Origin of the sequence: Actinomadura litoris (assembly GCF_009733595.1) — a bacterium.
Lineage (GTDB): Bacteria > Actinomycetota > Actinomycetes > Streptosporangiales > Streptosporangiaceae > Spirillospora > Spirillospora litoris.
In genome coordinates this window covers 304,515-322,283 of sequence record NZ_WOFH01000001.1, presented here as the reverse complement: position 1 = coordinate 322,283, position 17,769 = coordinate 304,515, and the positions used below count along the sequence as shown (strand labels likewise).

The window sequence follows — 17,769 nt, the reverse complement described above, 5'->3', positions numbered from 1 at the left end:
CCCTATGACCGTCCAGAATGGATGGTACAGTTCGATCCATGACGATCCACCTCTCGTCCAGCTCGTACCTGGTGCTCGGCCTGATCGGCCTGCGCGGGCCGAGCTCGTCGTACCAGCTCAAGCGGGCTGTCGAGCGCTCCGTCGGGTACTTCTGGCCGTTTCCGCACAGCCAGCTCTACGTGGAGCCGAAGCGGCTGGCCGAGGCCGGCCTCCTGGAGGAGTCGGCCGAGACGCAGGGCCGCCGCCGCCGCACGTACTCGCTGACCCCCGCCGGACGCGACGCGCTGCGCGCGTGGCTCGGCGACCCCGGCACCGAAGTCTTCCAGGTCCGCAACGAGGCGGAGCTGAAACTGTTCTTCAGCGAGCTGGGCGACGCGGGGACGGTCGAGCGGCTCGCCGAGGCGCAGGCCGGCTACCACGGCGAGCGGCTCGCCGGGTTCCGGGAGACGCTGGAGCGCCTCGGCACCGTTCCCGACCTGGAGAAGCGGGTCGCGCCGCTCGTCCTCGGCGTGCGGATCGAGGCGGCCTGCCTGTCGTTCTGGGAGGACGTCCGCGAGTCGGGCGTGAGCGGCGCGCTGGCCCGGACCGCGCCGGTCGCCGCCGAGGGCACCGCCGGGCCGCCGGATGGGGGATCGGGGCACCACCCGGGCTGAGCACACCGCGCCCCGCGACACGCGGCCCCCGCCGCGGGAAGGAAGGGCCAGCATGGTGATCGCCGACGCCGCCGGAGGCGGGACGCGCTGCCGGGGTCCGCGCCAGGAGACGCTGCTGCGGATGCTGGAGAACACCCTGGCGCACGCGGAACGGCCCGGCGAGCTGATCGTCTACGCCGGGCTGGCCAAGGCGGCCCGCGACCACGACGCGCTGAAGCAGATCGTCGCGGCGCTGTCGGAGCTGGAGGAGCACGAGACGCTCGTCGTCCAGTCCGGCAAGCCGATCGGGGTGTTCCCCACCGGGACGCGGGCGCCGCTGGTCCTCATGGCCAACAGCAACCTCGTCGGGCGCTGGGCCACCGGCGAGCACTTCTACGAGCTGGAGCGGCGCGGGCTGATCGCCTGGGGCGGCTACACCGCGGGCGACTGGCAGTACATCGGCTCGCAGGGCATCGTCCAGGGCACCTACCAGACGCTCGCCGCCGTCGCCGACGCGCACTTCGGCGGCGACCTGGCCGGACGACTCGTCGTGACCGCCGGGCTCGGCGGCATGGGCGGCGCGCAGCCGCTGGCGACGGTGATGGCGGGCGGCGTCGCGCTGTGCGTCGAGGTCGACCCCGACCGGATCCGGCGGCGGATCGACGGCGGCTACCTCGACCGCGCCACCGAGTCCCTCGACGAGGCGCTCGCCTGGGCGCGGGACGCCGTCGCGGCCCGCACCGCGGAGTCGATCGGGCTGCTCGGCAACGCCGCCGAGGTGCTGCCCGCGCTGCGCGGACGCGGCGTCGTCCCGGACGTCGTCACCGACCAGACGGCCGCGCACGACCTGCTCTACGGGTACGTCCCGGCCGGGATGTCCCCGGCGGAGGCGGCGGAGCTGCGGACCGACGACCCCGGCGAGCTGACCCGCCGGGCGCGCGCGTCCATCGCCGCGCACGTGGAGGCCATGCTCGCCTGGCAGGAGGACGGCGCGATCGTCTTCGAGTACGGCAACAACCTGCGCGCGCAGGCGGCGGAGAACGGCGTGGACGCCTTCCGCATCCCGATCTTCATCGAGCGCTACATCCGGCCGCTGTTCTGCCGCGGCCTCGGGCCGTTCCGGTGGGTCGCCTCGTCCGGGGACGTCGCCGACATCGACCACATCGACGACCTGGTCGTCCGGGAGTTCCCCGGCAACGACCTCGTCCAGCGGTGGATCCCGATCGCGCGCGAGCACGTCCGGCAGGCGGGGCTGCCCTCGCGCATCTCCTGGCTGGCGCACGGTGAGCGCGCGCGGCTCGCGCTGCTGGTCAACGACGCCGTCCGGCGCGGCGAGCTGAAGGGCCCGATCGCCTTCACCCGCGACCACCTCGACGCGGGCGGGGTGTCGCAGCCGCTGCGCGAGACCGAGAACATGCCGGACGGCTCGGACGCCGTCTCCGACTGGCCGCTGCTGAACGCGCTGCTCAACGCCGGTTCGGGCGCCGACCTCGTCGCGATCCACGCCGGGGGAGGCGGCTACGCGGGCTACATGCAGAGCGCGGGGGTCACGCTGATCGCCGACGGCACCGGCGCCGCCGACGACCGGATCCGCTCCGCGCTCACCGCCGACACCGGCATCGGGATCATGCGCTACGCCGACGCCGGATACGAGGACGCGGCCGACGCCGTCCGCGCGAGCGGCCTGCGGTGGTTCGGATGACCGCGCTTGAGGACGTGCGCGTCCTGGACCTGAGCCGGATCCTGTCCGGCCCGCTGTGCACGCGGATGCTCGCCGACCTCGGCGCCGAGGTCGTCAAGGTGGAGTCCCCGGCGGGCGACGACGGCCGCCACTTCGGCCCGTTCGTCGACGGCGAGAGCACCTTCCACCGGCTCCTCAACCGCAACAAGCTCGGCGTGACGCTGAACCTCAAGGACCCCGCCGACCGGGAGCGGTTCGCCAGGCTGGTCGAGCGCTCCGACGTGCTGGTCGAGAACTTCCGGCCCGGCGTGCTCGACCGGCTCGGGTTCCCGCCCGCGGAGCTGGCGCGCCTCAACCCGGGGCTCGTCGCGGTCTCCATCAGCGGGTTCGGACGCGGCGGGCCGCTCGCCGACCGTCCCGCCTACGACCTGATCGTGCAGGCCATGTCGGGGCTGATGTCGGTCACCGGGCCGGAGGGCGGGCCCGGCGTCCGCGTCGGCGTCAGCGTCGGCGACATCGTGCCCGCGCTCTACGCGACGGTCGCGGTGCTGTCGGCGCTGCGCGAGCGCGAGCGGACGGGCCGGGGCCAGCACATCGACGTGTCCATGTTCGACGGCCTGGTCTCCGTCCTGGAGTCGGTCGCGATGCGGGCGCTGCACACCGACGAGCCCGTGCTGCCGACCGGCGGCCACCACGCGATCAGCGCGCCGTACGGGACGTTCGCGGCCAAGGACGGCACGATCACGATCGCGGTCGCCGGCGACGCGCTGTTCGCCCGGCTCGCCGCCGTCCTGGACCGGCCCCGCTGGCTGGAGGACGAGCGCTACGCCACCGACGCCGAGCGCGGCCGCAACCGCGAACCGCTGCGGCGCGAGGTCGAGGCGGCGCTCGCGCACCTGACCTGCGAACAGGCCCTCGCCCTGCTCGCCGGGGCCGGTGTGCCGTGCGGGCCGGTGCTCGGCGTCCGCGAGGCCCTCGACCTGCCGCACACGCTGGCCCGCGGCCTGGTCACCGAGGAGGCCGACGGGTTCCGGACGCTCGCGGGCGGCGTCCGCACGACCGGGACCGTCCGCGAGTTCCGCCGCGCGCCCGACCGGGGCGAGCACGACCACCTGCTGGAACGCTGGCTGGCGGAGGAACCCCGCCGCCCCCGGACGGAGGACGCGTCGTGACCGCCGCCTTCGACGGCCTGCTGGCGGGCGCCCTCGACATCGAGCGCACCGAGACCGGCCTGATCCCGCGCCGGCTGCCCGCGTGGACGCGCCCGCAGATCACCGACCCCTACATGCGGCTGATGGTGCCGCGCCCCGCCGGGGTGCGGCTCGTCCTGCGCACCGACGCGGGCGCCCTGGAGCTGGACGTCTTCGTGACGCGGTTCCGCAACGCCTACTTCCCCCTGTTCCCCGTCGCGTTCGACGCGGTCGTGGACGGGACGCGCGTGCTCTCCCGCCCCGTCCGGGACGGCGACCTGTGCATCGTCCGCGCGGGCGCGGTCACCGACACCGTCCGGGGCGTGCCGGAGACGATCCGCTTCGACGGGCTCGGCCCCGGCTGGAAGGACGTCGAGGTCTGGCTGCCCCAGGCCGCCGTCGTCGAGCTGCGCGACCTGCGCGCCGACGGGGCCGTCACCCCCGGGCGGCTCCCGGAGCGCAAATGGGTGCACTACGGCAGCTCGATCAGCCACTGCGCCGAGGCCGGCGGCCCGACCAGCGCCTGGCCCGCCCGGGTCGCGCGCGCCGCCGGGCTCGACCTGACCTGCCTGGCCTTCGCGGGGAACTGCCACCTCGACCCCTTCGTCGCCCGGACGATCCGCGACCTGCCCGCCGACGTCATCACGCTCAAGATCGGCATCAACGTCCAGAACCTCGACTCGCTCAAGGAGCGGACGTTCGGCCCGGCGCTGCACGGCTTCCTCGACACCGTCCGCGACGGGCACCCGGAGACGCCGCTGGTCGTGGTGTCGCCGATCATCTGCCCGACCGCCGAGGACCGCGCCGGGCCCACCGTCCAGGACGGGCAGGGCCGCTACCACGCGACGGGCTCGACGTCGGGGCTGACGCTCGTCCGGATGCGGGAGCTGATCGAGGAGGCCGTCGCCTCCCGCGCGGACGCCGCGCTCTCCTGCCTGGACGGCCGCTCACTGTTCGGCGAGGACGACGCGGACGACCTCTACGACGGCCTCCACCCGAACGCGGACGGATATCGGCGTATCGCCGAACGCTTTCACGCGCTCGTCTTCGGCCCTAATGGGATGGCTGTGCCGGGCGCATAGCCGTCCCGGGAATTCTTTGGTCCGGCGGCCTCAAGACGTCCCCGGAAAAGGCTTCTACGCTCGAAACGAATCGCATGGAACGGACGAATGCCATGACCACCGTAGCGACCGGGGACGACGCGGCCCGGGTGATCGGCGTCATCGATCAGCACGAACCGGAACTCGTCGCCTTTCTCCGTGATCTCATCCGCATTCCGAGTGTCTGGGGCGACGGCCCGGCGCTCACGGCGGCGGCCGAACACCTCGCCGCCCCCCTCGCCGAGGCCGGCCTCACCGTCGAACTGCCCGACTCGGGCACGCCCGGAATGCCGAACGTGCTCGCCCGCACGGGCACCGGCGACCCGGCGGACGCGCTGATCTTCAACGGCCACCTGGAGGTCTACCCGCCCTCGACGTCCTGGCGCCGCGACCCGTTCGGCGGCGAGATCGACGGCGGCGCCATCCACGGCGTCGGCGTCGCGGACATGAAGGCCGGGACGGCCGCGATGACGATGGCGGCGGCCATGCTCGCGCGGTCGGGCGTCCCGCTGCCCCGCGACGTCGTCGTGCTCGCCGTCCCGAACCACTTCGAGGGCGGCGAGGGCACCCGCCAGGCGCTGCGCGAGGGCCTGCGCGGCGCGTACGCGATCAACTGCGAGCCCAGCGGCCTGCGGGTCCTCACCGGCCAGCGCGGCATCGCCTACGTCACCGTCACCGTGCGCGGGCGCGCCGCGCACACCACCGCGCTCGACATCGGCGTGAACGCCGTCGCGCGGGCGGCGGAGGTCGTCCGCGAGGTGCTCGCGATGCCGATCACCGCCGCCGACGGCCGCGTCCTGGACGACGTCAAGATCTGCAACGTCGCGCAGATCTCCGGCGGCGTCGCGCACAACCTCGTCCCGGAGCGCTGCGACATCACCTTCGACTTCCGCTTCCCGCCCGCGCAGACGCAGGACGACGTGCTCCGCGACGTCCGCGCCGCCGTGGAGCGCGCACTCGACGACCTCACCGGGTTCCCTGTCGAGGTGTCGCTGGAGGCCACCTGCGTGAAGAACCCGCGCAGCTCCCTCCGGGTGCCGGACGGCGAGGGCCTGCTCGCCGACGTCGCCGCCGCGCACCGCGCCTCCACCGGGCGGGACGCCGCGCACGGCTTCCACCAGGCGTGGCCCGACACCCCGATCTTCTGGGAGGCGGGCATCAGGGCCGTCACCTACGGCCCCGGCTCGATGGACTGCTACTGGGACGACGAGTCCGTGCCGGTGGAGGACTACCTCGCCGCCGTCCGGACCTACGCCCTGGCCGCCCTGACCCTGGGCGGCGCCGATGGCTGAAGTCGAGGAGATCTGCGCCGACCTGATCCGCTTCGACACGACGAACCCGGGCGGCCGCGAACGCGAGGCGGCCGAGTACGTCGCTACCCTCCTCTCCGACATGGGCCTGGACCCGAAGGTCATCGAAGCCGAACCGGGCCGCTCCAACGTCGTCGCCCGCGTCCCGGGCACCGACCCCTCGCTGCCCGCGCTGCTCGTCCAGGGCCACCTCGACACCGTCCCCGCGCAGGCCGCCGACTGGTCGCGCCACCCCCTCAGCGGTGACATCGCCGACGGCCACGTCTGGGGACGCGGCGCCGTCGACATGAAGAACGCGGTCGCGATGACGCTCTCGGCGTTCGGCACCGCGCTGGCCGAGGGCCGCCGCCCCCGCCGCGACATCGTGCTGGCGTTCGTCGCCGACGAGGAGACCGGCGGCCGCCTCGGCGCAGGCCACCTGGTCGCCGAGCACGCCGACCTGTTCGAGGGCTGCCGCGCCGCGATCGGCGAGGTCGGCGGCTTCAACGTGCCGACCCCGTCCGGCCCGCCGCTGTTCGCGGTGTCGGTCGCCGACAAGGGCCTGCGCTGGTACGAGGTGCGCGCGAAGGGCGTCGCCGGGCACGGCAGCATGATCGCGCAGGACAACCCGATCCCGCGGCTGGCGGAGACGACGCTGCGGGTGCTGTCGGCCGAGCGCCCCTACACGGTCACCGAGCCGATGCGCGTCCTCGCCTCCCGCGTCGCGGGCCGCCCGCTCACCTCGCCCGCCGAGATCGCGGACGTGCTCGCCACCCGGACCGGTCCCTTCGGCCGGATGTTCGCCGCCGGGGTCCAGGGCACCGTCAACGTGACGCGGCTCGGCGCGGGCTACAAGGAGAACGTCATCCCGGGCGAGGCGTGGGCGCGGTTCGACTGCCGCTTCGTCCCGGGCCACGAGGACGAACTGCACGAGCACCTCACCTCCGGATTGGACGAGAACACCGAGGTGTCACTGCTCCGACGCAGCCCGCCCGTCCTCTCCGACCACGAGGGTGAATGGTTCGGACTTCTCACCCGCGCACTGCGCGAGGTGAGCCCCGGTTGCGACGTCGCCCCCTTCGTGTTCAGCGGCGGCACCGACAACAAATGGTTCCGGACGCTCGGAATGGAGACCTACGGATTCACGCCGATGCTGTTCCCGGCCGGCTACGACTATCCGGCGATGTTCCACGGCGTGGACGAACGCTGCCCGGTGGAGGCGCTGCGCTTCGGCGTGCGGGTCATGGACGAACTGATATCCCTGTGAGGACCGGATGACACGGCGCAGTTCAAGCCCGCGGGTGGCGATCATCGGCTGCGGCCTCGGCGGAATCGCCACCGCGGTGAAACTGAAGAAGAAGGGCCTCACCCGCTTCACGGTCTTCGAGCAGTCCGACGGGCCCGGCGGGACCTGGTGGGACAACCGCTACCCCGGCTGCGAGGTCGACATCGCCTCGCACGCCTACTCCTTCTCCTTCCTGACCTACGACTGGACGCGCACCCACGCCCGCCAGCCGGAGTTGCAGGCGTACGCCGAACACGTCCTCGACCGCTTCGACCTGCGCCGCCACTGCCGCTTCGGCGTCCGCGTCGAATCGGCAACCTGGGACGAGGCGAACTCCCGCTACGACCTCCTCTTTCCCAATGGCGAGATCGAGCGGTTCGACGTCGTGATCAGCTGCCTCGGCCTCCTGAACCAGCCCCGCTATCCCGACTGGCCGGGCCTGGACGGGTTCGAGGGCCCCAGATTCCACACCGCCCGCTGGCCGGCCGGCCACGACCTCACCGGCAAGCGCGTCGCGGTCGTCGGCACCGGCTCCACCGCGACCCAGGTCGTCCCGGCGATCGCCGAAGAGGTCGAGAAGCTCTACGTCTTCCAGCGCCAGCCCGGCTGGATCCTGCCCAAGGGCGAACGCGACTTCACCCCCCGCGAACGGGCCATGTACCGGGTGCCGCTCATCCAGAAACTCCGGCGGCTGCGCCTGTTCTACCAGTTCCGCCAGATGTACAAGGGCTACGACCTGCACGGCGAACGCCAGCGGCAGAACCTCCGGGCCTGCCGCGCGTACATCGATTCCACCATCGAAGATCCCGACCTGCGCGCCGCACTCACGCCCGACTACCCGTGGGGATGCAAGCGCCCGGTACTGGCGACCGGCTTCTACCCGGCCCTCAACCGCCCCAACGTCGACCTCGTCCCCCACGCCGTGACCCGCATGACCCCCAAGGGGATCATCGACGCCACGGGAACCGAACGCGAGATAGACGTCCTCATCATGGCCACCGGCTTCCGCGCGACGAAGTACCTGGCGTCCCTGGACGTACGCGGAGTAGGCGGCATCTCCGTCCACGACACCTGGAAGGACGACCCGAGGGCGTTCCTCGGCATCACCGTTCCCGGCTACCCCAACTTCTTCATGCTCTACGGCCCCAACACCAACGGCGGCTTCTCCATCATCGCCCAGTTGGAACGCCAGGCCGAAGTGGCCGCCCGGATGGTCGCCCGGATGCGCCGCAAACGCCTCCGCGTCGTGGACACCCGCCCCGGCGCCGCCGAGCGCTGGGTCGACTGGGTCGACACCCAACTCCACCGCCACGCCTCCGCGATGGAGGCGAACTGCACGAACTACTACCACGCCGAGAGCGGACGCAACGTCACCCAATGGCCGAAGCCCCACGGCGAGTACTACCTCCTGACCAAGGCCCTGCCCTTCCTGGGCTTCACGGGCCGCCGATGAAACCGCTGCGGGAACTCCTGGCCTCCGACCCCGAACTCCTGGACGCCTGCACCGCCCTGGCAGACGTCCCCGCGAACCACGCCGCCCTGGACCCCAAAACCCAAGAACTGATAGCCCTGGCGGTGAATGCCGCCCCGACCCACCTCCACACCCCCGGCATCCGCCGCCACATCCGCGCCGCCCTGGCCCACGGCGCGACCCGCGAAGAAGTCATGGAAACCCTCCAGTTGGCCGCGACCCTGGGCATCCACGCCGCGAGCACAGGCTTCCCCCTCCTGGACGACCCCCCGGAGCCCACCGAGGAAACAGAACGACTCCGCGCCGAGTTCACCCGTCGCCGCGGCTACTGGGACCCGTCCTGGGAGGAGGTCCTCCGCCACGCCCCCGTCCTCTTCGCGGCCTACCTGCGCTTCTCCGCGATCCCCTGGGACAGGAACGCCCTCCCCCCGAAGACCAAGGAACTCATCTACATAGCCATAGACGCCTCGGCGACCCACATGTTCACCGAGGGCCTGAAGGTGCACATGACCAACGCCAAAAACCACGGCGCCACCTCCACAGAGATAGCCGCCACCCTAGAAATAGCCAGCACAATAGTCCTGCAAACCCTGGAGGTAGCAGTCCCCATCCTCCAAGAAGAACTGAACAACCCCCCACTCAAAGAGGATTCCCCGGCTCGTCCAGCCACACCTTCTGCTCATGAGGCGTGACGGTGATCCCGAACCGGCTGATGTCGGGCCGCCCCCACCTCAACCACTGGAGGTAGGCGGCCTCGGTCTCGTCCCACAGCGAGCGCTCTCCCGCCTGCTGGACTTCGTGGTCGGGCGCACCTGGCCCATAGTCGACCGAGGCCCACGAACCATGGTGGTCCGCGCGGTCGAGAGCCCACAGCGTCGCACCGTCTGCGTCGGAGTAGAACCGCGAGACGACGTCCGGCACCTGTGCGGCTATGGCCAGGTCCACACTCACCGGACCGTAGGGCATGGATCGCGGATCCAACCGGGTCCGCCTCACCCTGACGTCCCGTTCGACCGCCCGCGTCCACGCCCGTGCCGGGCCGCCCGCCGGACGTTGCGAACGCAGCAGCATGTAGTCCGCCGAGCCGCTGAACCGGCCCACGGCCGTACCGTCCTCCAGCACGTCGAGACGCAGAATCGCCCCGCATCCGTACCCCGCGCTGAACGGCGCCACGATGACCCCGCCCGGCCTGGTCTGCGCGATCCACGCGTACGGGATCCGCGACACGGCGCACGTCACATGGACGCGGTCGAAAGGGGCGCCATCGGCCACCCGTGCGCCCCGTCGCCCACGATGACCCGTGCCTCGAAGCCCGCTGCCTTGAGCCGTCCCGCCGCGCGGGCGGCGAGGTCAGGGGAGATCTCCACCGTCGTCACGTTCTCAGCTCCGACCCGGGCCGACAGCAGCGCGGCCGTCCACCCGGACCCGGAGCCGATCTCCAACACGCGGTGGTGATCGTACGGATCGAGTTGTTCCAGGAAGCGAACCACCATGGTCGGCATGGACAGCGATGACGTGGCAAGGCCCGTCCCTTCGGCGGCGCCGTCCTCGAACCGGGTCACGAGCGGCTGGTCGAGCGCGGTCACCCGCTCCCACTCCTCGGCGTCCGTCGCGCGGTCGACGCGCACCCATGGGCCGGGCCCCAGGTCCACCCACACCACGTCGGGTGTGAACGAACACCGGGGCACCTGACCGATGACCTCGTCCCAGCCGGTCACGAACGCTTCCCGTCGTTGGGATTGCCGTTCGTCTTCTCTCCACTTCCCCGGGACCCACCCTGCGGTCGGTCCCCGTCCGTGCTCGTCCTGTCGTCGCTGTTGCCCTTGTCCCGCCCACTCATCTGCCGTCTCCCTCCGCCGTCACGACGACGGTAGGAGCGGTCTCGCCGAGCGGGCCAGGAAGTTGCTTCAGGTTCCTCGAAGACGGTCTCGGGCGGCCTCGATCTCGTCCCGCGCCGCCGCCCCGAATACCGCCTGGTCGCGCAGAGCCGCGAAGACACGAACGAAATAGGCGATGTTCTCGGGTCTGGACGTCTGGAACGCGCCCGACCAGAATTCTTGTTTGAGTAGATCCTCATCGAACAGATAGAAGCCCTCGCCGGGATACAGGCTCCTCATTCGGCCCTGCGGGATGATGCCCACCGAGACGTAGGGAAGCCGCGAGACCTCATCGAGGTAGTCGAGCTGGCCGCCCATCACGTCGACGCCGCCGATGTTGTTCGCCAGCGCGGACGCCTCCAGTAAGAACGCGAAGATCGGCGCCCCGGTGCCGAGGAACCGCTTGCGCGCCATGCGGTTCCGGGCGGCTTCCTCGACATCACCGAGCGGCAGGCCGTGCAGCCCGGCATGAATGGTGAACTGTGCCTTCGTGTACTCGACCGTCTGCAGGAAGCCGGGGATGAACAGGGACTCGTACACGCGGATGAGCTTGGACCTGGCGTACAGGTCCATGGCCTGGAACTGGAGCCCTTTCATCCCGCGCCTGTGCCGCCGCCTGTAGTCGGTCCACATGTGCTCGATCTCGCGGCCGGCTGCGATCAGCTCCGGCACCAGCCCCTCGGCGCCGCAGGTCGTGGCCCACTTCCTGATGTCCGCCTCGGCCGGGCTCTGCGTCCCGTGCTCGATCTTCGACACCTTCGTCTTGTGCCAACCGCACCGCCGCGCCAACTCCACGCCGGAGAGGCCCGCATTGAGCCGCAGCTCCTTGAGCTGGATTCCAAGCGACCGCCTCGCGGACTCGGACGCTTGCAGGTCAGACACGTGACGACGCGTACTCGCCGTTCGGGACGCCGAGCGACCACGCCCGCTCGAAGGCTTCGTTGCAGAACCTCACCACATCAGGCTCGGACGAGAAATGAATTCCAGCCTGCTGGTCATCCCCACCGATGAGGTTGAAGACAACCACGTCATCGCGTATCAGGCAGTCGTTCCCCGGCAAAGGCACCGCCGAGACCTTTGACCGGGGAACCCACCGGAGGAGTTCGTCGGGGTCGGCGATCTCGACGGCCATCCGCTGATACTCCGACAGGGGCTCGGACACCACCCGAACGCGCCGGAAGGGAAAGCCGCGCGCGACCCGCTCCGCACGCGCATCCCGATGCTCCCGCATCGTCTTCTCGACCGCTTCACGGTCTCCGGAGCGCCACGCCTCGAAGAGCGATCGGTCCACCTCGTAGCGGTCCCGGAGCTCCAGCTTCCGGATCTCCTGGGCGGGCTCGCCGAACAACAGCTCAAGCCGTCGCGCCGCTGAGATCGATTCCATAGCGCTCCCTGACGTACTTCCGGACGAAGACCTCGGCCGTCGGGCCGGAGATCTCCAGGAACGTCTCGTCCTCTCCCAAGGCGACGAGCTAGGCCGCGACCTCCGGACCGCGCCGCTTGCCCTGGACGATCCACGAGTCGCGGTCGGTCGAGTAGAGGGCGTCGCACTCGATGTCCCCCTGCGACTCGGGGTCCTTGCAGAAGAAGGTAGCGGTGAGGCCGTCGTCGCCGTGAGGTTGCCGCATGTTGCGCCTTCCCGTGGTCGGCTGCTCGCCCCCATCCGAACCCGCGTCCCTCCACCGGTCAAGGCACCGGGGGGTCATAGGCGTGGACTACCCTTGCGCTCCATGTCTGACCAGCACAAAGAGCGCGCCGTTGAGGCCAGGTTCGAGATCGTGGAGTTCGACGAGACGGTCTACGAGGAGCCCGCGGAGGGCCCCAAGCTGACCCGGGTCGCGATCAAGAAGCGCTACGAGGGAACCATCGAAGGCACCGGCGTGACCCACGTCCTCACGGCCCAAGGCTCGGCAGGGGGCGGCTACGTGGCGTCCGAACGGATCGAAGGCACCCTGGACGGCCGCCAGGGCACGTTCGTGATCCAGCACCACGGCCTGGCCGACGGCGACGCCCAAACCAGCGACGGGCGTATCGTCCCCAACTCGGGCACAGGAGAACTCGCCGGCATCTCGGGCCGAGCAATGGAACGCGAGTTCAAAGTGCTCACCCTCGTCTACACCCTCTGAAGGGTTTCCACGCGGAAATTCTGTGAGGTGACTCTTACGTACCGTGCTGCGCTGGAACGAATGGATCATCGCCGCCCCGCCGTAGCCTGGGGTCGCCGAGACCTTCGGAGGTGCGAGGCCGATGTACGACGAGGTCACCATCGGGGCCCGTCTGCGGGCGTTGCGTCGTTGGCGGGGGATGTCGCTGCGGACTTTGGCCGATCTGGCGGATTTGAGTCAGGGTTTCCTGTCCAAGGTGGAGAACGGCAAGCAGCCCCTTGACCGTCGCTCTCACATCGCCGCCGTCGCCCAGGCCCTCCAGGTCTCCGAAACCGACCTCATGGGCGGCCCCCACCTCATGCAGGACCCCATCCAGGCCAGTGGGCACAGGGCTGTTCCGGCGCTACGGACGGCGCTCACCGTCAACACGCTGGACGACGCCGGGACCGATCGTCCGCGCCCCCTTGATGACCTCGCCGCCGCACTGGACGGGCCAGTGCACAAAGCCGAGAAGAGCGCCGACTACGCCACGCGCGGCACCTTGCTCGCGCCGATCCTGGCGGAGTTGCATGCCCACGTCGCCAGAGGCGGGGAAGCGGACCAGCTTCGCGCCCTGCCGCTGCTCGTCCAGGCGAGCCACGGTGTCGCGATGACGGCACGGTTCCTCGGTTACGACGACCTCGCGTCGCTGGCCGCTCACCGTGCCGGTGAAGCGGCGGCGCGCCTGGAGGACCCTGTGGTCGGCGGACGCGCCGCATGGGTGCGGGTGCAGACGCTGCCACGCGGCACGGACACCGGGAGGCGGGTCGCCGCGCATGCGGCCGACCATCTGCAGGGTATGGACGGCCCTGAGGCGCTGGAGACCTACGGGATGCTCCACCTGAGCGCCGCGATGTGCGCCGCGACCCTCAACGACCTCGGGGCTGCTGAGGCGCACCTCGCCGAGGCGCGCGAGACCGCGTCCCGCATGGGTGAGCATCCCGGAGCCTGGGGCGGTTTCGGCCCTGCGAACGTGGGTGTGTGGGGCGTCGCCATCGCGACGGAGGTCGGTGACCACGAGGGCGCGGCTCGTACGGCCGAGACGGTTGACCCGGAGCGGTTGGGCAGTCGAGAGCGGCAGGCGATGCTGTGGGCCGACCTCGGGCGAGCGCTGGCACACATGCCAGGCCGTCAGCGGGACGCGGTGTCCGCCCTAGTGCGCGCCGAGCGAATCGCTCCGCAGCGGATCCGCAACAGCGGTCCCGCGCGGCATGCCATCGAGGTCATGCTGTCGCAGGCGAGGGAGGCGGCGGTGGGGCGGGAGTTGCGGGGGATGGCCGCTCGAATGGGCGTCCCGCATTAGGGTTTCCATCTAGAATCACTGTGTGTCATCGGCTGGCTACCTTCTCGCGTCATGGACGCGACAATCACCGCGCATCTGGAGCGGCTGGCGGGGGAGCTGAAGGTTCGGGGATGGCACGCGAAGGTTCGTGTCGAGCCTGGCCGGACGCCCTGCCTGCATGTCCGCAACCCCGAGGCGCCACGCATGAACGACGACGTCGTCGCCGACACGTCCGCCTACCGGTGGACGTGGGGCAAGGACATCGGTCCGCTCTCGGAGACGGCGGCGGTGGCCGACCGTGTCATGTACGTGCTGCGCACGAACGGCATGTGAAGACGTGAGCGCGGCGGCCGTGGCGAAGGCGCGGACGCGGCCGCCGCGCTCACTTGGAGAGTCGCCCACGCTGCTCCCCGTGCCGGTGCTGTGATGGACCACGGTGCATCTTGCGCGGGCGAGAAGGAGATGAGTGTGCGGGGCGATGGTGAGCCGGGGTCCTCATGGGGTGCCGGGGGCGGAGGTCTGCGACTGGGGACGCGGACGTCGCCGTTGGCGATGGTGCAGGCCAACGGGGTGGCCGCGCGGCTGCGGGAGTTGGCGGACGTGCCGGTCGAGGTGGTCGGCGTCCAGACCTCCGGGGACCGGCACCAGGGGCATCTGGGTGAGTTGGGCGGCAAGGGCGCGTTCATGCGCGAGATCGACCGCGCGCTACTGACGCGGCAGATCGATGTCGCGGTGCACTGCCTGAAGGACGTGCCCGGCGACGTGCCTCGTCCGGGGGAGTTGGTATTCGCCGCCTACGTCGAGCGGGACGACACCAGCGACGTGATGCTGTTTCCCGTGGCGAGCGACGTCCAGTGCATGGCCGACCTCGCGCCGGGCGCGCTGGTCGGGACGTCGGCCGTACGGCGGCGTGCGCAGCTCGGGCGCATCCGGCCCGACCTGCGGGTGGAGTACCTGCGCGGCAACGTGAACTCGCGGCTGGGCCGGCTGGACGCGGGTGAGGAGTTCGACGCCATCGTGCTGGCGCGGGCAAGCCTCGATCGACTGGGGATCGAGCGGCACGGCGAGAGCCTCGACATCGTTCCGGCGGTCGGCTCGGGCGTGCTGGCCGTGGACTGCCGCCGCGCCGATCCCGACATCGTCGAACTGGTTCGGCTGCTGGACGACAAGGAGACCCGCCAGTGTGTGGCCGCGGAGCGCACGATGCTCCACGGCCTGCAAGGACACTGCAACAGCCCGATCGCAGGGCACGCCCGGATCGAGCGTGGCGGACAACTGAGCCTGCGGGGGATGGTGTTCACCCGGGACGGCTCGCAGTTCGTCCACTCCCAGGAATGGGCCTCACCGGACAAGGGTGAGGATCTCGGCACGTACGTGTCCGGTGACCTGCTGCGCAAGGGCGCCCGCGACCTGATCGACCGCATCCCGCACTAGCGGCGCGGTTCGAATGAGGACGTAAGTCTGGGTGGGCAGGGGCGGAGACTGGACGGGTCCGCGACGGCGCTCGAACCGTTGCTCCGTGACAGTGGTTCCAGGCGCCGAGTTCGGACCTCATCTGCCGGGGTCGAAGATAGGCCGGCTCGTCGTCGCCGAATCCAGCTCGTCATCGGGTGCGCCGATGTTCTGTGCGGCGGTCAGGAGCCACGTCCCGTTCTCCTTTGCCATGACCCACAGCGGAGAGCCCACGTCCGGCCCCTCGGGCGTCTGGTATATCTGGCGCAGCTTGACGGCGGCGACGTCAGGGCGGATGAACAGTACGTGCTCCAGTTCGAATGTGATCGTCAGGTCCTTCATCCCGCCAGGAAGCACTTGGTGGGTGAAGGCCGAGATCTCTTCGATGCCGAAGAGGCGCTTTCCGCCGCCGGTCGTCCAGATGGCGTCGGCCCGGAAAAGCTTGAGGAATTCTTCGGGGAGTTCGTTGTTCTGTGCGTGTTCGACGGTGGCGATCACTTGCAGGATCGCCTCGATCTCAGCCTTGCTCGATTGTGCGTCGAGGCCCGATGTGCTCATGAAGGCTACTCTGCGACCTCAACTGTGCTTGAGGTCAAGACGTTTCGGGCGCTGTGTCACTGCTGCCCGTGGGCGCGGTGGGTCCCGGATGCCGGTGCGGGTGGTATCGGCCAGGGGCGCACGCATCTCGGCGGGCGCGGACCCGTCCCGGTGTCACCGGCCGTTGGCGTTGCGGGGATGTCGTGTTAGGGGTGTTGGCGGGACACCATCTCGTTGATCCAGGTGGGGGCGTAGGGGGACGTGCAGCCTGGGGGAGTCGGGTAGTCCTTGAGTACCTCCAGGCGTTCGCCGATGTCGAGCGCGCGGGCGCGGTGGGCGGGGTGGTCGATTCCGATTCGGGCCAGGCAGTGGTTCATTTCCCATTGCAGGCGGTCTGGGGCGTCCTTCATCCGCGCTTCGATGGTGTCCAGGAGCGCTGCGAGGTCCAGGCCCTCGGGGTTCTTCGTCACGCGGTCGGTGGTCAGGGCCCAGGCGGCGCTTGCCACGACGGGGTCGGGGTCGGTGAACCAGGCCAGGCGTAGTTCTTCGGCGTGCGGGCTCTTCTTCACGACGTGGTTCACGAGCCAGTCGTGGACCTTGGGAGTGCGGGCCTCGCGCAGCATCGCGTCCAGGTCGGCGCGTTCGAAGCTCTTGGGGCGGCAGATCAGGGTCGCGAGGAGTTTCGCGGCGCTGTCGTCGGTTCGCCAGAGTTGGCATGCCAGTTCGTGTTGTGTCTTCAGCCGTTTCGCCAGTGCCCGAAGTTTGCTGAGGTTCACGGCGTGGTCGTCGCCGTGGCGTTCGTTCACCGCGCGTGTCTTCGGGTCGGCGAGGGCGGCCAGTTCGGCCATCACGTCGTCGGTCGGCATGCTCGGGCTCCCTTCGTCCTGGAATCAGCTTATGGCCGTTGCCTGCTGGAAAGGGGTTTCGGTCGTGAACGGCCGAACCAGGACTGGGGTCGGAACGTGGTTCGCGGCGGTTTCTGCTAGCTTTCTTCGATTGAACTTCGTGGTAGCGTCAATTGCATGATTATTGGAATGATGGGGTTGGTCGGTGCGGGGGTGACCGTATTCGCGGTCGCCGCGGAGCCGCCTCCGCCAGGAACAGAACAACGGCTATTGGATTCAGGGGTGCCGACCGATGTGGTCATCGACCCCCTTAACGGCCAGGTACTGTCGGTGACTCCGCGAAACGGATCGGTGCGTTAAGAGGTTGTGGCCATCTCGCGCGCTGCCGGGGTGGTGGGCCGGTCCGCCGGGTGCTCCCCCCTCGCGCCCGACGGACCGGGGTCAGCGGGGCGGGCCCACGACGATCTGGCCGTAGGCGTCGGCGGCTGCGGCCAGGGCTTCCCGGGAGATCTCGAAGTCGTCCGGGCGGGGAGTGGAGAGGTCGCGGCCCGCCTGGCGGAACATGCCCTCCAGGCCGCCGGGGGTGGCGATCATCAGCAGGTCCGCGCGGTCTGAGGTGATGCGGTAGCCGTGCGGGATGTTGCGGGGGAGGTAGACGATGCCGCCCTCGGACAGCTCCATCCGCTCCTCGCCCACCCACAGCAGGGCGGAGCCCTTGATCAGGAGGAAGATCTCGTCCTCGCGGGTGTGCATGTGGAACGGTGGCGCCTCGCCCTTGGAGACGTCGAACCGGCCGACGGTGAGCTGCCCGTCGGTCGCCGCCGCGTCCAGCAGGACGGAGAAGGTGCCGCCGTCGAGCCATTCGAGTTTCTGCTGGTCCTCGCGCTGGGCCAGGTACGGGATGCTCATGGCTGCGCCTCCTTGAAGCGGACGATTTCATCCGCTTAAGGCCGAGTGTAGCCGGTCGGACGAGTAAGCGGAAGT

The 17,769-nt window shown here is 70.3% G+C and carries 18 protein-coding genes and 1 pseudogene; 12 read left to right on the top strand and 7 right to left on the bottom strand.

Translation table 11 applies throughout. The annotated features are described in order from the left end of the window. The first annotated feature begins 38 nt into the window (after positions 1-38). The 8 genes from GNZ18_RS01475 to GNZ18_RS40670 all read left to right on the top strand — a co-directional run bounded on the left by GNZ18_RS01475 (position 39) and on the right by GNZ18_RS40670 (position 9,340). A complete protein-coding gene (locus GNZ18_RS01475) occupies positions 39-653 on the top strand; it encodes a PadR family transcriptional regulator (RefSeq protein WP_214616282.1) in 615 nt (204 codons plus the stop codon). Positions 654-705: 52 nt separating this feature from the next. Beyond that, positions 706-2,334, top strand: a complete 1,629-nt coding sequence (gene hutU / locus GNZ18_RS01470; protein ID WP_156214240.1) for a urocanate hydratase — start codon at positions 706-708, stop codon at positions 2,332-2,334. Further along, positions 2,331-3,485 carry a CaiB/BaiF CoA transferase family protein gene (locus GNZ18_RS01465; RefSeq protein ID WP_156214239.1) on the top strand — a complete coding sequence of 385 codons (1,155 nt, stop codon included), beginning with the start codon at positions 2,331-2,333 and terminating at the stop codon, positions 3,483-3,485. Before hutU ends, GNZ18_RS01465 begins: the two co-directional genes overlap by 4 nt. Then, positions 3,482-4,585, top strand: a complete 1,104-nt coding sequence (locus tag GNZ18_RS01460; protein WP_312874243.1) for a GDSL-type esterase/lipase family protein — start codon at positions 3,482-3,484, stop codon at positions 4,583-4,585. The genes GNZ18_RS01465 and GNZ18_RS01460 overlap by 4 nt, the downstream gene beginning before the upstream one ends. 92 nt (positions 4,586-4,677) lie before the next feature. Continuing rightward, a complete protein-coding gene (locus GNZ18_RS01455) occupies positions 4,678-5,895 on the top strand; it encodes a M20 family metallopeptidase (RefSeq protein WP_173390595.1) in 1,218 nt (405 codons plus the stop codon). After that, the gene (locus tag GNZ18_RS01450) at positions 5,888-7,159 is read left to right on the top strand and encodes a M20/M25/M40 family metallo-hydrolase (RefSeq protein WP_156214237.1); all 1,272 of its coding nucleotides are present in this window, start codon (positions 5,888-5,890) and stop codon (positions 7,157-7,159) included. Before GNZ18_RS01455 ends, GNZ18_RS01450 begins: the two co-directional genes overlap by 8 nt. 7 nt (positions 7,160-7,166) lie before the next feature. Then, positions 7,167-8,630 (top strand): flavin-containing monooxygenase, encoded by a 1,464-nt coding sequence (locus GNZ18_RS01445; RefSeq protein ID WP_156214236.1) that lies wholly within the window; start codon positions 7,167-7,169, stop codon positions 8,628-8,630. Continuing rightward, complete coding sequence (locus GNZ18_RS40670) at positions 8,627-9,340, top strand: carboxymuconolactone decarboxylase family protein (RefSeq protein WP_173390594.1); 714 nt, start codon at positions 8,627-8,629, stop codon at positions 9,338-9,340. The genes GNZ18_RS01445 and GNZ18_RS40670 overlap by 4 nt, the downstream gene beginning before the upstream one ends. Here the strand turns inward: GNZ18_RS40670 and GNZ18_RS01435 are convergent. The 4 genes and pseudogenes from GNZ18_RS01435 to GNZ18_RS01420 form a co-directional block, all read right to left on the bottom strand. Then, positions 9,288-10,141: pseudogene (locus GNZ18_RS01435) on the bottom strand (methyltransferase domain-containing protein). The gene GNZ18_RS40670 and the pseudogene GNZ18_RS01435 overlap by 53 nt on opposite strands. A 414-nt stretch (positions 10,142-10,555) precedes the next feature. Next, the gene (locus GNZ18_RS01430) at positions 10,556-11,407 is read right to left on the bottom strand and encodes a helix-turn-helix domain-containing protein (protein WP_156214235.1); all 852 of its coding nucleotides are present in this window, start codon (positions 11,405-11,407) and stop codon (positions 10,556-10,558) included. Further along, positions 11,400-11,909, bottom strand: a complete 510-nt coding sequence (locus tag GNZ18_RS01425) for a DUF6879 family protein (RefSeq protein ID WP_156214234.1) — start codon at positions 11,907-11,909, stop codon at positions 11,400-11,402. The genes GNZ18_RS01430 and GNZ18_RS01425 overlap by 8 nt, the downstream gene beginning before the upstream one ends. Before the next feature lie 88 nt (positions 11,910-11,997). Then, complete coding sequence (locus GNZ18_RS01420) at positions 11,998-12,153, bottom strand: hypothetical protein (RefSeq protein ID WP_156214233.1); 156 nt, start codon at positions 12,151-12,153, stop codon at positions 11,998-12,000. A gap of 102 nt (positions 12,154-12,255) precedes the next feature. On the opposite strand from GNZ18_RS01420, the gene GNZ18_RS01415 reads away from it, so the two are divergent. The 4 genes from GNZ18_RS01415 (at position 12,256) to hemC (ending at position 15,385) form a co-directional block, all read left to right on the top strand. Further along, the gene (locus tag GNZ18_RS01415; RefSeq protein WP_156214232.1) at positions 12,256-12,651 is read left to right on the top strand and encodes a DUF3224 domain-containing protein; all 396 of its coding nucleotides are present in this window, start codon (positions 12,256-12,258) and stop codon (positions 12,649-12,651) included. Between the two features lie 121 nt (positions 12,652-12,772). After that, entirely contained in the window at positions 12,773-13,972 is a 1,200-nt protein-coding gene (locus GNZ18_RS01410) for a helix-turn-helix domain-containing protein (protein ID WP_156214231.1), read from the top strand. A gap of 51 nt (positions 13,973-14,023) precedes the next feature. Beyond that, positions 14,024-14,284 (top strand): hypothetical protein, encoded by a 261-nt coding sequence (locus GNZ18_RS01405; RefSeq protein WP_156214230.1) that lies wholly within the window; start codon positions 14,024-14,026, stop codon positions 14,282-14,284. Between the two features lie 93 nt (positions 14,285-14,377). Beyond that, positions 14,378-15,385, top strand: coding sequence for a hydroxymethylbilane synthase (gene hemC / locus GNZ18_RS01400; protein ID WP_312874242.1), 1,008 nt, complete (start codon positions 14,378-14,380; stop codon positions 15,383-15,385). Positions 15,386-15,502: 117 nt separating this feature from the next. Here hemC and GNZ18_RS01395 read toward each other — a convergent pair whose 3' ends face one another. The 3 genes from GNZ18_RS01395 to GNZ18_RS01385 form a co-directional block, all read right to left on the bottom strand. Next, positions 15,503-15,961 carry an SgcJ/EcaC family oxidoreductase gene (locus tag GNZ18_RS01395; RefSeq protein ID WP_156214228.1) on the bottom strand — a complete coding sequence of 153 codons (459 nt, stop codon included), beginning with the start codon at positions 15,959-15,961 and terminating at the stop codon, positions 15,503-15,505. Positions 15,962-16,146: 185 nt separating this feature from the next. After that, entirely contained in the window at positions 16,147-16,806 is a 660-nt protein-coding gene (locus tag GNZ18_RS01390; protein WP_156214227.1) for a DNA alkylation repair protein, read from the bottom strand. Positions 16,807-17,226: 420 nt separating this feature from the next. Beyond that, the gene (locus GNZ18_RS01385) at positions 17,227-17,694 is read right to left on the bottom strand and encodes a cupin domain-containing protein (protein WP_156214226.1); all 468 of its coding nucleotides are present in this window, start codon (positions 17,692-17,694) and stop codon (positions 17,227-17,229) included. Between the last annotated feature and the right edge of the window lie 75 nt (positions 17,695-17,769).

Coding starts and splice junctions, on each gene's coding strand:
- GNZ18_RS01475 (WP_214616282.1), top strand. CDS start 39: ATGACGATCCACCTCTCGTCCAGCTCGTACCTGGTGCTCGGCCTGATC.
- hutU (WP_156214240.1), top strand. CDS start 706: ATGGTGATCGCCGACGCCGCCGGAGGCGGGACGCGCTGCCGGGGTCCG.
- GNZ18_RS01465 (WP_156214239.1), top strand. CDS start 2,331: ATGACCGCGCTTGAGGACGTGCGCGTCCTGGACCTGAGCCGGATCCTG.
- GNZ18_RS01455 (WP_173390595.1), top strand. CDS start 4,678: ATGACCACCGTAGCGACCGGGGACGACGCGGCCCGGGTGATCGGCGTC.
- GNZ18_RS01450 (WP_156214237.1), top strand. CDS start 5,888: ATGGCTGAAGTCGAGGAGATCTGCGCCGACCTGATCCGCTTCGACACG.
- GNZ18_RS01445 (WP_156214236.1), top strand. CDS start 7,167: ATGACACGGCGCAGTTCAAGCCCGCGGGTGGCGATCATCGGCTGCGGC.
- GNZ18_RS40670 (WP_173390594.1), top strand. CDS start 8,627: ATGAAACCGCTGCGGGAACTCCTGGCCTCCGACCCCGAACTCCTGGAC.
- GNZ18_RS01425 (WP_156214234.1), bottom strand. CDS start 11,909: ATGGAATCGATCTCAGCGGCGCGACGGCTTGAGCTGTTGTTCGGCGAG.
- GNZ18_RS01420 (WP_156214233.1), bottom strand. CDS start 12,153: ATGCGGCAACCTCACGGCGACGACGGCCTCACCGCTACCTTCTTCTGC.
- GNZ18_RS01415 (WP_156214232.1), top strand. CDS start 12,256: ATGTCTGACCAGCACAAAGAGCGCGCCGTTGAGGCCAGGTTCGAGATC.
- GNZ18_RS01410 (WP_156214231.1), top strand. CDS start 12,773: ATGTACGACGAGGTCACCATCGGGGCCCGTCTGCGGGCGTTGCGTCGT.
- GNZ18_RS01405 (WP_156214230.1), top strand. CDS start 14,024: ATGGACGCGACAATCACCGCGCATCTGGAGCGGCTGGCGGGGGAGCTG.
- hemC (WP_312874242.1), top strand. CDS start 14,378: ATGGACCACGGTGCATCTTGCGCGGGCGAGAAGGAGATGAGTGTGCGG.
- GNZ18_RS01395 (WP_156214228.1), bottom strand. CDS start 15,961: ATGAGCACATCGGGCCTCGACGCACAATCGAGCAAGGCTGAGATCGAG.
- GNZ18_RS01390 (WP_156214227.1), bottom strand. CDS start 16,806: ATGCCGACCGACGACGTGATGGCCGAACTGGCCGCCCTCGCCGACCCG.
- GNZ18_RS01385 (WP_156214226.1), bottom strand. CDS start 17,694: ATGAGCATCCCGTACCTGGCCCAGCGCGAGGACCAGCAGAAACTCGAA.